Raw genomic sequence first — 12,597 nt, 5'->3', positions numbered from 1 at the left:
CGCGCATTGCGCAACTTCAGGGGGTGTGATGTCGGTGTGCTTTTCCCGTTCAGTGCCGGGCCGCATCCTCGAACACCGCGAACATGCCCGCGTAGGGCTTGGTCATGAACAGCGGCGGGCCGAAATAGTCGCCGTGGTCGTAGAACTGCGAGATGGTGCCGTCCAGATACAGCGCGTTGCGGCAGCCCAGCCTGTCGCGGAACAGGCGCGCGAAGGCGTGGAAATTGACCGGCGTCTCGCTGATCGCGAAGACGACCTGGTCCGGCGAGCGCGCACAGACGCCGCTGCGCCATTTCAGACTGTTCGAATCGGCAATGAAATGCGGATTCAGCGCGCCGTCGATCACCAGCATCGGCCCCGACTGCGTTGCCAGGCGCGGATCGGGCCGCTGGGTCTGGTAATCGCTCGTGCTCATCACGCGGGCATGGTTCTGCTTGTCGATCAGGAATACGCCGTTCGGGCGCAGCGAGAAGTTGCCGGCTGAAGGGTCGCCGTGCGCGGTGTTCAGCGGTTCCAGCCGTTTGCCGTCCTCGACGTACAGCCCCAGCGGCGCGCCCTTGCGGTCGTAGATGCCGGCGTTGGCGGCGAAGCGCAGCACCTTGCCGTGGCGCTTGCCCCATTCACGCAGCGCATCGATGTCGGCGAACGGCTTGCCGGTATCCGGGTCGCGCCAGTGCAGCGTCAGGTCGGCATGGCGGAGGTCGACCGACACCACGCGATACACCGCGCCATCGAAGCGCACCTGTTCACCGGACTGCGCCGCACGCGAGCCGCAGCCCGCCAGCGCTGCCGCGCAGAGCAGCAGGGCAGGCAGCATGCGATGCAGGAGGCGACCACGGGAGCGGGGCGGAAAAAGGTTCATGCCTGCATGGTCGCGTTCGTCGGAAAACCGCGCAAGCGACTTTGTCGGAACCGTTCATGTTCGGCGGGCACGGTCGGTGCGTGGTCTAGAATGGAGCTTTTCGCGCGGACCTTGCCATGCCTTACACGCCCATCATCGGAACGCTCGGCTACGTGCTCTCGCCCGACCGCGAGCGGGTGCTGATGATCCACCGCAACGCGCGCAAGGACGACCATCACCTGGGCAAGTACAACGGCCTGGGCGGCAAGCTGGAGCCGAACGAGGACGTTGCCGCCGGCATGCGCCGCGAGATCCGCGAGGAGTCGGGCATCGAGTGCGTGTCGATGCAGTTGCGCGGCACCATCAGCTGGCCGGGCTTCGGCAAGCACGGCGAGGACTGGCTGGGTTTCCTGTTCCTCATCGATGGCTTCGAGGGCGAACCGCACGACGGCAACCACGAAGGAACGCTGGAGTGGGTCGACCGTTCACGCATGATGGAGCTGCCGATGTGGGAGGGCGACCGACACTTCCTGCCGCTGGTGTTCGATGACGATCCGCGGCCGTTCCATGGGGTGATGCCATACGAGAACGGGCGGATGCAGTCGTGGGCGTTCAGTCGGTTCTAGCGCTCACCTCGCCATGAATGGCAACCGGGGCTCGAATCATGCGGGTACTGATCAGTGAGCGTTCGGTCACGCAGCGCGCCTTTCGGGCGCGCGATACCGTCGCGGTCATAGCAAACTGCGAAAGACGATGCAGGGGCCCATAGATGGACGGTCACCTTGAACGGTCGCCCTGTGCCGCATGCGGCACACCCCGGATGTAAGTGCGAGGCATGATCGCAATGCAGTCCGCGTTCTTGTCCCGGCTACGGGTTTTCAATCCGCTGATGGCGCTCGACCAGGGTGGCAATGACCACGCCCAGGCCGTGACCGGCCAGCCCCACGGTCCACCAGATCAGCGCCCACTTCATGATGAAGCTGCCGACGCCGATGCTGATGCCGATGAACAGGATCACGCCGAAGATGTAGCTGGCCACGTGGATCCAGAAGGACAGCCGGAACGCGGCGATCCCGCGCGCGGTTTCCTCGCGCTTGGATCTGGCGGCTTCTGACCGCGCATCGGTCGACAGTGCGAGCGCATCGACGCCGAAGGCCGCCGCCAGCGCCATCACCGATTCGCGCGAGGCCGGATCACCGTTCTCGATCCGCTGCACGGTACGAAGGCCGATGCCGGCCACCTCGGCCAGATGTTCTTGCGACCAGCAGCGTTCTTCGCGCCAGCGCCTGATCTTGGTGCCGTCCGGGTTGAGTTTCATGTTTCTGCCCCTGTGCTCTTTGCCGTTGTGGACCGGACCGTAGCCTGCCGAATGCAGGCCAGCATGCCACGTCATGGCCGCGTCACGGACCTGCCAGAAAGCCGTCAGCCAGGTGGCGGGGAGCTTTTGCGCGGCAACGGGGATGCCTGTGATCGGCGCGTCAGCTGCCTGCCAGGGATACGGTTTGGCCTGGGCGGAATCACCCGCACGGTCTTTTTGACGGTGGTCGATAACGCAGCCACGTGTCGAAGATGCGCAAGCCAGTGCTTCGCCTGGCTTTAGCCCAGTGCCCGAACCCGGAAGTTGCGTCCCTTGATGCGGCCGTCGCGCAGGCGCAGCAGTGCCTTGCCGGCGAGGTCGCGGCGGATGGCGACGTAGGCGCGGGTGGCGTAGACGTCGATCTTGCCGATGGCCTCGGCCTTCAGGCCAGCCTCGCCGGTCAGTGCTCCGAGAATGTCGCCGGGGCGCAGCTTGTCGCGGCGGCCGGCATCGATCACCACGGTCTTCATCGGCGCCAGGTGCAGGGTCTTGGCGGACGGCGGCGCCAGTTTCAGCGGGTGCCACGGTATCGGCTGGCCCTGCATGTCCTCGATGTTCAGGGTTTTGGGACGTTCGCGCGGGGTGCACAGGGTGATGGCCACGCCGCGCTCGCCGGCACGGGCGGTGCGGCCGATGCGGTGCATGTGGGTGTCGGGGTCGTGGGCGACGTCATAGCTGATGACCAGTGGCAGGCCGATGATGTCGAGTCCGCGCGCGGCCACGTCCGTGGCGACCAGCACCGCGCAACTGCGGTTGGCGAAGCGCACCAGCACTTCCTCACGGTCGCGCTGATCCATGTCGCCGTGCAGGGCCAGCGCCGAGAAGCCGCGTTGATCCAGGTTCTTGGCTACGGCGTCCACGTCGCGTCGCATGTTGCAGAACACCAGCGCATGCGCACCTTCGGCGCTGCGCTCGTGCGCGGCGGACAGCAGCTGTGCCAGCGCATCGGCCTTGCGCGCCGGATCGACTTCGTGGAAGCGCTGCTCGATGGCTGGCTGCTCCGCGGCCGGCGTATCCACGGTCACCGTCACCGGGTCGCGTTGCAGGCGCGTGCTGACGGCACGGATCGCGTCGGGATAGGTGGCCGAGAACAGCAGGGTCTGGTGACTCTTGGCGATGCGCCCGACGATGTCGTCGATGGCCTCGCCGAAGCCCATGTCCAGCATGCGGTCGGCCTCGTCCAGCACCAGCATCTTGATGCCGCCGCCGTGCAGGCTCTTCCGCTTGAGATGTTCCTGCACGCGCCCCGGCGTTCCGACCACGATATGCGGATCGTGCGTCAGCGAGGCCAGCTGCGGCCCCAGCGGCATGCCGCCGCACAAGGTCAGCACTTTCACGTTGGGAATGCTGGCCGCCAGCTTGCGCAGGGTCTTGCTGACTTGATCGGCCAGTTCGCGCGTCGGGCACAACACCAGCGCCTGCAGCCGGATCGTGTCCACCTCCAGCGCCTGCAACAGGCCCAGCCCGAACGCCGCCGTCTTGCCGCTGCCCGTCACCGCCTGCGCGATTACGTCGCGCCCGTCGAGTATCGGTGGCAGGCTGCGCGCCTGCACCGGGGTCATCTCGGCATAGCCAAGGGTCGCCACGCTGTCGAGCAGCGCGGGCTTGAGGGGGAGGGTCGTGAAGGCGGTCATGCGACATGATCGCATCAATCGGCGATTGCTCCGAGCATCCTGTGGCTTGGGCGGCTCGGTGGGCTTTCGGCGGTCAGAAGCGGGTGCTCGTCAAATCTGCCCAGATCGATAGTGTTGGCAAGCCGAGCGCTAGTCGAGCGGCGGAAGTGGGCCTGGAACAGTTTCCTACTGCCAGATTACGGTCTTCTCAGAGAGTTGAGACGTCGGGTTTCGTCCGGCTGACGCCGGCCGAGTGACTTCTATTGCTTGTCCAATAGAAGTAACCAAGACAAGGACACCCCAGCGTCCGCGCCCTCCGGAGCTACGCTCCTCCGGGTCCGCTCCGGGCTCCGGGAGTTCGTCGACAGCACATCCTGTGCTGTCGACGAACTGGCGCACATCCCTGTGCGCCACCCTACGGGCCTGATCCTCCACCCTCCGCCGCTACCGAAGGGGAGGGTGTACATCGGATCACTCGGCAGGAATTAATTACCTCCGTCCCCTTAAAAGCGACCATCACGGGCAACCGCCTCCTAAAGCCCGTTACCGACAATTGCGGACGGTCACGTAGGGTGCGATGTCGCAGAAATTGTCCCTGGCACCATTTTTGCAAGATCCGTGAGGCGCGCGTCCATGGCAGGTTCGTTCAATGCGACGAAACGTAGATGGCATCCGCGAAGGCAGACGGTATGGCGAAGCTCTCGCGCATGCGGCGCGCTTCCACTGCGGGCGTTGCGCCGAACAGCCGCTTGAATTCACGGCTGAACTGCGAAGGGCTGGTGTAGCCGACCGCGTGGCTGGCCGCTTCGGCGGTCAGGTCCTGGCGCACCATCAACAGGCGCGCCTGGTGCAAGCGCGTGGATTTTACGTACTGCATCGGCGATACCTGCGTGATCGCCTTGAAATGGCTATGGAAGCTGGGAACGCTCATGCCGGCTTCCTCGGCCAGCGCCGTGACGTTGAGCGGTTGCGCGTACCGTGCGTGGATCAGGCGCAGCGAACGACCGATCTTGCCGAACTGCCCGCGCATCGCCAGCGCCTCGCGCATCGAGTCGCCCTGCGGGCCGGTCAGCACGCGGAAATACAGTTCGCGTAGCAGCCCCGGACCGAGTACCGAGGCTTCCAGCGGTCGGTGCATTGCTTCGAGGAAACGCAGCACGGATTGCTGCATCGCCGCGTCCATCGGTGTCGACATCATGCTTTGCGGCGGCTGCATGCGGACCGATGTGCTGGCGCGGTCGAGCTGTGCGGCCAGCTCGGCAGCCAGGGCGAAATCGAGATGCAGGTACAGGGCCAGCAGCGGGCGCTCCGGCGTCGCATCGGTCTCCATGCTGAACGGAACGGGCACGGACACGGCCAGGTAGTGGTGTTCGTCGTACACGTACACCCGGTCGCCGAAATAGCCACGCTTGCAACCCTGCAGCACGATCACGATGCCGGGGTCGTACAGCACCGGCGTGCGCGCCAGCGCGCGATTCGAGCGCAGGATGCGCACGCTCGGCAGGGGCGTGAGGTTGTAGCCCTCCTCGGGCGCCAATGCGTGCAGCAGCGTCACCATGCGCTTCCGGTCAGGGGCCGCGGGTTGCGTGCGATGCGGCGAAGAGTGGCTATTCATAGTTTTAGGCAAGAAATGAAGCGAAATTCGGCTTATTTCGATTCATATCGAAGACTATCATGCACGCTCCGATTTGCTCTTTGGAGAAGCTTCGATGGCATCCAGCCAAATACTGCTCATCACCGGCGTCAGCAGCGGCTTCGGCCGTGCGCTCGCCGAAGAGGCCCTGGCCGCAGGGCACAAGGTCGTCGGCACCGTGCGAAGCATGGAAGACAAGCAAGCCTTCGAATCGCTGTCCGTGGGTGCCGCGTTCGGCTATGTGCTCGATGTGACCGACTTCGACGCCATCGACGGCGTGGTGGCGGACATCGAGGCGAACGTGGGACCGATCGACGTACTGGTGAACAACGCCGGCTACGGTCACGAAGGCATCCTGGAAGAGTCGCCGCTGTCGGACATCCGGCGACAGTTCGACGTCAACGTGTTCGGCGCTGTCGCCATGATGAAGGCCGTGCTGCCGTACATGCGTCCGCGCCGGCGTGGACGCATCCTCAACATCACCTCGATGGGCGGCTACATCACCATGCCGGGCATCGCCTACTACTGCGGCAGCAAATTCGCGCTGGAAGGCATCTCCGAAGCGCTCGGCAAGGAAGTCGCGCCATTCGGCATCGCCGTGACGGCCGTCGCGCCAGGCTCGTTCCGCACCGACTGGGCCGGACGCTCGATGGCGAGGACGCCGCGCTCGATTCCGGACTATGACCGTCTGTTCGATCCCATCCGCCAGGCACGCGAGGAGAAGAGCGGCAAGCAGCTCGGCGACCCACGCAAGGCGGCGCGCGCGATGCTTGCGGTGATGGCTACCGATCAGCCGCTGGCGCATCTGCTGTTAGGCAGCGATGCATTGGGACTGGTGCGCGACAAGCTGGCGGCGCTGGAAGCTGAGATTCGCGCGTGGGAGGAGGTTACTGTTTCGACGGATGGGTGAGTCTTTCCGTCTGATTTAGCTTTTTGGTGGGAGCGAGACTTAGGGTTTCGTCCGGCTCGCGCCGGCCGAGTGACTTCTATTGCTTGTCCAATAGAAGTCACCAAGACAAAGACACCCCAACGTCCGCGCCCTCCGGAGCTACGCTCCTACGGGTTCGCTCCGGGTTCCGGGGGTGTTTCGACAGCACATCCTGTGCTGACGAAACACTGGCGCACATCCCTGTGCGCCACCCTGCGGGCCTGATCCTCCACCCTCCGCCGCTACCGAAGGGGAGGGTGTACATCGGATCACTCGGCAGGAATTAATTACCGCCGTCCCCTCAAAAGCGACCATCACGGGCAACCGCCTCCTAAAGCCCGTTACCGACCCATTGTGGACGGTCACGTATGGTGCGGTGTCGCAAAAATTGTCCCTGGCACCATTTTTGTGATTTGGCTTTTTTGGTGGAGCGAGGCTTAGGGTTTCGTCCGGCTCGCGCCGGCCGAGTGACTTCTATTGCTTGTCCAATAGAAGTCACCAAGACAAAGACACCCCAACGTCCGCGCCCTCCGGAGCTACGCTCCTACGGGTTCGCTCCGGGTTCCGGGGGTGTTTCGACAGCACATCCTGTGCTGACGAAACACTGGCGCACATCCTTGTGCGCCACCCTTCGGGCCTGATCCTCCACCCTCCGCCGCTACCGAAGGGGAAGGGTTGCAAGCCGGATCATCCGGCTGGAATGAGCTATTTCCACCTACCTGTGGTGACAGGCTTCTTCCGGCCAATTGCGGACACTCGGGAATCGCAAAATTGCTGAGCTTCCTTCACGTATCGTTGCTAGCGGTTAGCTGCAGCATGTCAAAGTTGTATCGTTTAGTGCTTTCGTCACTGAAACATCAGGTGTAAATGGCCATGGATGAAAAAAAACGAAAAGAGGCCGCGGCCTCTTTGCTGAAAGACATGGAAGACATAGCCGCTCGCATGCGAGCGCTGATTGTAGCCATGCCTGCGCATGACTTGCTGGGATACATCTACGCCCAACATATGATGAAAGCGATGGCAGGCCAAAACGCTATCGAGGAGCATTGCGAAGCGAGCGGCTTAGATGACCAGATCAACGAAAACCAATTCTTGCTGGAGTACGTGCATGCGGTCCTCGCGTCCGATACCGCTCCTGTTGAGGTGACATTCGACGAAGCTAAATGCGTCGAGCTGTTTGAACTTAGCCACAAACTGCGAGAGAAGGCCATGTTCTTCGCCATGGCTACCTCCGCCGATTCGAAAGACGGAGCCTTCGGTCCCGACACGGCAGACATTGAATTCCATGCGAAATCCATCTGGGTCATGCTTCGCGGAAACCGCTATCAAGTCTTAGAAGGCGAGTTTTACTGCTATGTTCTGGCGCCGCACAATGATGTCCTAAAAGAAGTGTACGGCGTTGGTGCCGCCGAGATCGCAGAAGGTTTTCAAGCCATAGCCAACGCTACCCGCTCTGGACATGCCACCGCTATTGCCGAGATGGAGAAGCAGTTTGAGGAGGCACAAGCCTTTGCTACTGCGCAGGGCAAGCCTCTGGAAGACGTCATGGAAGCCTGGGTTGCGGCCAATGAGGAGCAAGCGAATGCCGCCGGACAAGCGATAGATGACATGCTTCGTGGTGGCATCGCCAATGTGAGCCGTCATACGAAGTTGCCGCCGACGCTGTTGGCGGACCTAGCGTACCGGCGCGGAGAAGAAATCGAGTTCTTCGCAGCGGGCGATTTTGCAGGAACACCCTACCGGACATTGCCTGCCCGGAAGAAACCCCTAATCCAACTCGGATCGGAGTACTACTCTGTTGACCCATGCTTTATCCGCGATGCGGGGTATCGCGCGCTCCTCTACAACCTCCTTCAGCGGAGGCCGGACTACAGAAAGACCTTTGAATGTCGTCAGAAAAGGATGAGTGAAGCGGCCTTCGCCGACATTCTGGCACCCCAGCTTCCCGGCGCTACGATTTTCCAAGAGGTTTACTACAAGGACCCTACCAGCAAGCAATGGGTTGAAAATGACACTCTAGCCCTGGTCGATGATGTGCTGTTTTTGATCGAAGCCAAGGCAGGAGCGGCAGCCACCATTGCGTCGCCGGCGCTTGATTTCGGCCGTCACGCCCAGTCAGTGCAAGATTTGGTACTTAAGGCGTACAAGCAGTGCGAGCGCTTCTTTAATTACTTGAATTCTGCGGACGAAGTGCCTCTCTACCACCTCGTCGGCGGCAAGCACATAGAGTGTGGCAGTATCCGCCGCACCGACTATCGTGTGATGGTGCCCATTGGGCTGACAGTCGAGTCATTTTCGCCCTTCTCGACGTTCTGCAAGGATCTGCCACAGGTTGAGCCGCTCCTTGGGAAGCATGCCTTCATTTCGTTATCCATTGACGACCTGTTCGTGCTTAAGCGGTTCCTGCCGACTCCTGGTGCATTTGCTCACTACATGGAGGTTAGGCAAGCCGTGGCAGGTATACGCCGCGCTCATCTCTTCGACGAGTTCGACCACCTAGGTGCGTACCTGAAGAAGAACCGCTTCGATCAAGACATTGCCGAGCAGCTGAAGGGCGGTAAGAATGATTTGGTCATATGGAACGGTATGAGCGACATCATAGACAGGAGCTTCGAAGATGAAGATTGGGAAAGCCGCCCGTTTCCGGCGCAGCCGTTCCCGGTGGAAGTGCTGAAGCTGCTTGAAGCGCTCGACGCCACCCGAGCACGTGGATGGCTTTTGGCCGATAGCTATATCCGTGATCGGGAAGAGGAAGGTCGAAATGATCTAGCGAATATGTTGTCTGAGCTTCGCCAAACTCTTAACCAGTATCCAAGCCGTTACTTTGTTCAATCCGGGGAAGGTGACGCGCTCTTCGTTTGGCTCCAGCGGCATGACACCCAAATTGACTGGGCCAAGATCAATGACAAAGCGGGCGCAGCCGCGCTGGCGGTTGGTGCTTCCAAGACCTTTGGCATCTTTGCAGAGGTTGGTGCCGATGGTGCCTATCACGGCGCACGGTTTTTCGCTGTTCAAATACCGACGGCTCAAACGGAAAAAAACGCCCATGTTTACGAAGACGCCGCACGAATAGCTCAACGCGGGCGGGTCTCGAAGCCCAACAAACCAAAAAGAGTATTTCATCCCGCGAAGACTAAGAAGCTGGGGCGGAATGACCCTTGTCCGTGCGGTAGCGGCCTAAAGTACAAAAGATGTCATGGTTCGCTAGGAACATGAGGCGAATGACCTAAGTCACTCATTCTGTCTATTCCTGAGATCCACTTAAGAGAATGGCCAGGATTATCGCTGCGGATTTCAGCACTTTGATACATGTCGCGTGTGCCCGCGGCTCGTGTAATTCAAAGGAAAGTGAATACGGTACTTGAGTGACCTCTTTGGGTCGGTAGCGGGCTTTAGGAGGCGGTTGTCCGTGATGGTCGCTTGCGGTGATGTCGAGCTTCGCAAATTCAGTCCAACCTACGAATGCTGCGGATTGCGAACCCATGAAGTTTGCAGGTTCTCAACCCGCGAGCTTTTCCATCCCCTCCGGTAGCGGCGGAGGGTGGAGGATCAGGCCCGTAGGGTGGCGCACAGGGATGTGCGCCAGTTCGTCGTCAGGTCAGGATGACCTGTCGACGAACCCCCGGAACCCGGAGCGAACCCGTAGCGCCGCAGGCGCGTAGGGCGCGGACGCCGGGGTCTCCTTCTTTTGGTTCGTTTTCTTGGAGAAGGCAAGAAAATGAACCCGGGCTCCGTGAGGAGCACGGAACCCAAGCGCCATAAGCGCCGAACGCATGGTGCGCTAGCCGCGCGGGTCCCCTCAATCCGAAGACGAAGACGAGTCCGGAGCAGGCTCCAACGTCAACGAATGCTCCACCGGCCCCGGCAACAGCGGCGTAGGCCGCCCATGCACCCAGGCCTCATGCCCCGCCCCGAAAAACGGCGACAACGGATGATCGCTCTGCCCGCCGGGCATGTGCAGATATGACCGCGCCTCGTGCCCCGGCATGATGCCGAAGCGTTCGGAGGCACCGAAGTCCGGCGTCTGTACGCGAGGCATGTCGTGGTCGCCGGGTAGCGGCTGTGCCGGCATCGACAGGCGGCGGGCGAGGAAGGCGGGCAGCACGCGTGCGAGCGGGTGCCGGATGGCGGCGGTGTTGCGCGCGCCCCAGGTCTGCGCGGCGAGTCCGCCGGGGCGGCTGCCGAGGTTCTGGTTGACGGCTTGCGCAGCGTCGAGCAGCAGGGCGTCCCAGTCTGCGTAGCGCGGGTCGAGCAGATTCATCGGGCGCTGCTGGATCATGGCCCAGACGGCGGCTTCGCTGTGCATGGGCAGCTTGAAGTCCGGATATTTCTTGCGCACGCGGGCGACGAACGGCGCCAGCACGCGTTCGACGACCTGTTCGCGGAAAGCGCGCACCAGGCGGTAGTCGACGCTGCCGATGCTGGCGCGGCCCTGCCAGTGCGCGGTCAGCTTCTGCAGGGCGTCCAGATGCACTTCGTCGTGGCGCTGGAGCACGTCCTGCAGCAGTTGCTGCCAGCGCGTCAGGAACACGGCGCGGTCGTCGAGCTGGATCGCCAGCATGCTTTCGGTGGTGAAGCGGTTGCGGGCGTTGAGGTCGTCACGGATCTGTTGCGCGCGCGCGCCGCGGTCGTAGCCGCCGTCGCCGAGCAGCGTCAGCCAGTCGCCGGAGGTGGTGCGGTTGTTGGCGGTCCAGAGGCGGCCGTCGACCGGGTCCTCGATGCGCGGGAACTGCAGCGGCGAGGCGAAGCCGATCCAGCCCGTGCCCTGCACCGACCACTCGGCCGGCACCAGCGGGTCGAAGCCCGAGCGCAGCGGCAGCGCGTTGCCGGTGACGGTCCAGCCGATGTGGCCGGCGGCGTCGCCAACGGTGAAGTTCTGTGGCGGCATACCGATGGTCGGCGCGACCAGCAAGGCCTGATGCACGGTATCGACCTGTTCCAGCTTCAGCAGGTTGAGGTTGTGCGTGCGCGGCAGGTGGGCGATCCAGGACAGCGCCAGCGGCGTGCCGTCCAGGTCCTTGCCCATGATCGGTCCCCAGCGCGTCTCGCGCACGGTCAGCGTGCGCGCGGTCTCGCCTTTGACCTCGATGGTTTCCTTGTGGTCCTGGATGGTCGCCCAGCCGTCCGGCGTGCGGTAGCGGTTCGGGTTCTTCGGATCGAGATCGACGCGCACCCAGTCCTGCCAGTCGCCGTAGGAGTTGGTGAAGGCCCAGGCGATGTGGCCGTTGCTGCCGTCGATCAGCATCGGTGTGCCGGGCAGGGTGAGGCCGTTGAGCACGACCGGCGCGCCGACATCGTTCTTGTAGCGCAGCTGGGCGCGGAACCAGATGTTGGGCACGCGCAGGCTCAGGTGCATGTCGTTGGCGACGATGGCGCCGCCGCCGGTCAGGCTGCCGGCCACGGCGAAGTTGTTGCTGCCGGGGAATGCGGCGTCGGGGCCGACCAGGGCGACGCTGGCGGCGGGTGCGGGCGGCTGGCCGCGCAGGGTGAAGACGCTGGCGTCCGGCAGCACGGGTGCGGGTGAGGGATCGCCCTGCAACGGGGCTTCCCAGCGCGGTGAGCGTGCCATCAGCAGGTCGGCGACGGGGCGCGGAAGCGCCTTGCGCAGGCGTTCGATGTCCATCTCGCGCAAGTCGTCGCCGTTGCGGTTGAGGTCGAGGAACATCGCGTCGACGGTGAGGAAGGTGTCCTCCATGCGCCACGGTTTCGGCTTGGTACGCAGCAGCAGGTATTCCCACGGACGCACGCGCAGTTTCTTCAGGCCGGCGTTGACGCCATCGCGGTAGGCGGCGAGCAGTGCGCGCTGTTCGGCCGGCAGGTTCTTGATGAGCGCGCGGTCGCGCTCGCGGAAGCGGTGGCGGCGATGGTCGAGGTCGAGCTTCAGCGCGCCCGGACCGACCAGGGCGGCCAGTTCGCCGGCGGCCATGCGCCGTTGCAGGTCCATCTGGAAGAAGCGTTCCTGGGCGTGTTCGAAGCCCAGGGCGTAGGCGAGGTCGGTGCGGTTGTCGGCGGTGATGGTGGCGACGCCGAGGTGATCGCGGGCGATGGTCACGGGGGCTGACAGGCCCTTGGCGGTGACCCGTCCGTCCAGTCGCGCCTCGCTGCCGGCGAAGGCCAGGTAGCCGGCAGCCGCCACCACCAGCACTAGGAGCACGATCCCGGCCAGAATCCGCTTGATCCAACGCATCATTGTGTTTTCCCTTGCCCGATGCCGCCGACGCTGTG

8 protein-coding genes are annotated in these 12,597 nt (G+C 63.1%); 3 read left to right on the top strand and 5 right to left on the bottom strand.

Annotated features, from left to right (window positions below; all coding sequences use genetic code 11):
• Window positions 1–49 precede the first annotated feature (49 nt).
• The gene (locus BTJ49_RS10020) at window positions 50–862 is read right to left on the bottom strand and encodes a phosphodiester glycosidase family protein (protein WP_113065254.1); all 813 of its coding nucleotides are present in this window, start codon (window positions 860–862) and stop codon (window positions 50–52) included.
• Between the two features lie 116 nt (window positions 863–978).
• Here BTJ49_RS10020 and BTJ49_RS10015 point away from each other — a divergent pair, with 116 nt between their 5' ends.
• Window positions 979–1,467: an 8-oxo-dGTP diphosphatase gene (locus tag BTJ49_RS10015; protein WP_113065253.1), complete on the top strand. Its 489-nt coding sequence runs from the start codon at window positions 979–981 to the stop codon at window positions 1,465–1,467.
• A 242-nt stretch (window positions 1,468–1,709) separates the two neighbouring features.
• Here the strand turns inward: BTJ49_RS10015 and BTJ49_RS10010 are convergent, their stop codons facing one another.
• The 3 genes from BTJ49_RS10010 to BTJ49_RS10000 all read right to left on the bottom strand — a co-directional run bounded on the left by BTJ49_RS10010 (window position 1,710) and on the right by BTJ49_RS10000 (window position 5,369).
• Window positions 1,710–2,159: an XRE family transcriptional regulator gene (locus BTJ49_RS10010; protein WP_113065386.1), complete on the bottom strand. Its 450-nt coding sequence runs from the start codon at window positions 2,157–2,159 to the stop codon at window positions 1,710–1,712.
• Window positions 2,160–2,437: 278 nt separating this feature from the next.
• Window positions 2,438–3,832, bottom strand: a complete 1,395-nt coding sequence (gene dbpA / locus BTJ49_RS10005; protein ID WP_113065252.1) for an ATP-dependent RNA helicase DbpA — start codon at window positions 3,830–3,832, stop codon at window positions 2,438–2,440.
• Window positions 3,833–4,457: 625 nt separating this feature from the next.
• On the bottom strand, window positions 4,458–5,369 hold the full coding sequence (locus tag BTJ49_RS10000) for an AraC family transcriptional regulator (RefSeq protein ID WP_240601804.1): 912 nt from the start codon (window positions 5,367–5,369) through the stop codon (window positions 4,458–4,460).
• A gap of 151 nt (window positions 5,370–5,520) precedes the next feature.
• On the opposite strand from BTJ49_RS10000, the gene BTJ49_RS09995 reads away from it, so the two are divergent.
• Window positions 5,521–6,354, top strand: a complete 834-nt coding sequence (locus tag BTJ49_RS09995) for an oxidoreductase (RefSeq protein ID WP_113065250.1) — start codon at window positions 5,521–5,523, stop codon at window positions 6,352–6,354.
• A gap of 891 nt (window positions 6,355–7,245) precedes the next feature.
• The gene (locus BTJ49_RS09990; protein WP_113065385.1) at window positions 7,246–9,588 is read left to right on the top strand and encodes an SEC-C domain-containing protein; all 2,343 of its coding nucleotides are present in this window, start codon (window positions 7,246–7,248) and stop codon (window positions 9,586–9,588) included.
• A gap of 583 nt (window positions 9,589–10,171) precedes the next feature.
• On the opposite strand, the gene BTJ49_RS09985 is transcribed toward BTJ49_RS09990, so the two are convergent.
• Entirely contained in the window at window positions 10,172–12,562 is a 2,391-nt protein-coding gene (locus BTJ49_RS09985) for a penicillin acylase family protein (protein WP_113065249.1), read from the bottom strand.
• Between the last annotated feature and the right edge of the window lie 35 nt (window positions 12,563–12,597).

It is taken from the genome of Oleiagrimonas sp. MCCC 1A03011, from assembly GCF_003267965.1.
GTDB lineage: Bacteria > Pseudomonadota > Gammaproteobacteria > Xanthomonadales > Rhodanobacteraceae > Oleiagrimonas > Oleiagrimonas citrea.
Note: the sequence above shows the minus strand (reverse complement) of the source record. Positions and strands in the feature narration are given on the sequence as shown.

What these genes read in the sequence shown, in the direction of transcription:
- BTJ49_RS10020 (WP_113065254.1), bottom strand. Translation starts at nt 862, where the DNA reads ATGAACCTTTTTCCGCCCCGCTCCCGTGGTCGCCTCCTGCATCGCATG.
- BTJ49_RS10015 (WP_113065253.1), top strand. Translation starts at nt 979, where the DNA reads ATGCCTTACACGCCCATCATCGGAACGCTCGGCTACGTGCTCTCGCCC.
- BTJ49_RS10010 (WP_113065386.1), bottom strand. Translation starts at nt 2,159, where the DNA reads ATGAAACTCAACCCGGACGGCACCAAGATCAGGCGCTGGCGCGAAGAA.
- dbpA (WP_113065252.1), bottom strand. Translation starts at nt 3,832, where the DNA reads ATGACCGCCTTCACGACCCTCCCCCTCAAGCCCGCGCTGCTCGACAGC.
- BTJ49_RS10000 (WP_240601804.1), bottom strand. Translation starts at nt 5,369, where the DNA reads ATGGTGACGCTGCTGCACGCATTGGCGCCCGAGGAGGGCTACAACCTC.
- BTJ49_RS09995 (WP_113065250.1), top strand. Translation starts at nt 5,521, where the DNA reads ATGGCATCCAGCCAAATACTGCTCATCACCGGCGTCAGCAGCGGCTTC.
- BTJ49_RS09990 (WP_113065385.1), top strand. Translation starts at nt 7,246, where the DNA reads ATGGATGAAAAAAAACGAAAAGAGGCCGCGGCCTCTTTGCTGAAAGAC.
- BTJ49_RS09985 (WP_113065249.1), bottom strand. Translation starts at nt 12,562, where the DNA reads ATGATGCGTTGGATCAAGCGGATTCTGGCCGGGATCGTGCTCCTAGTG.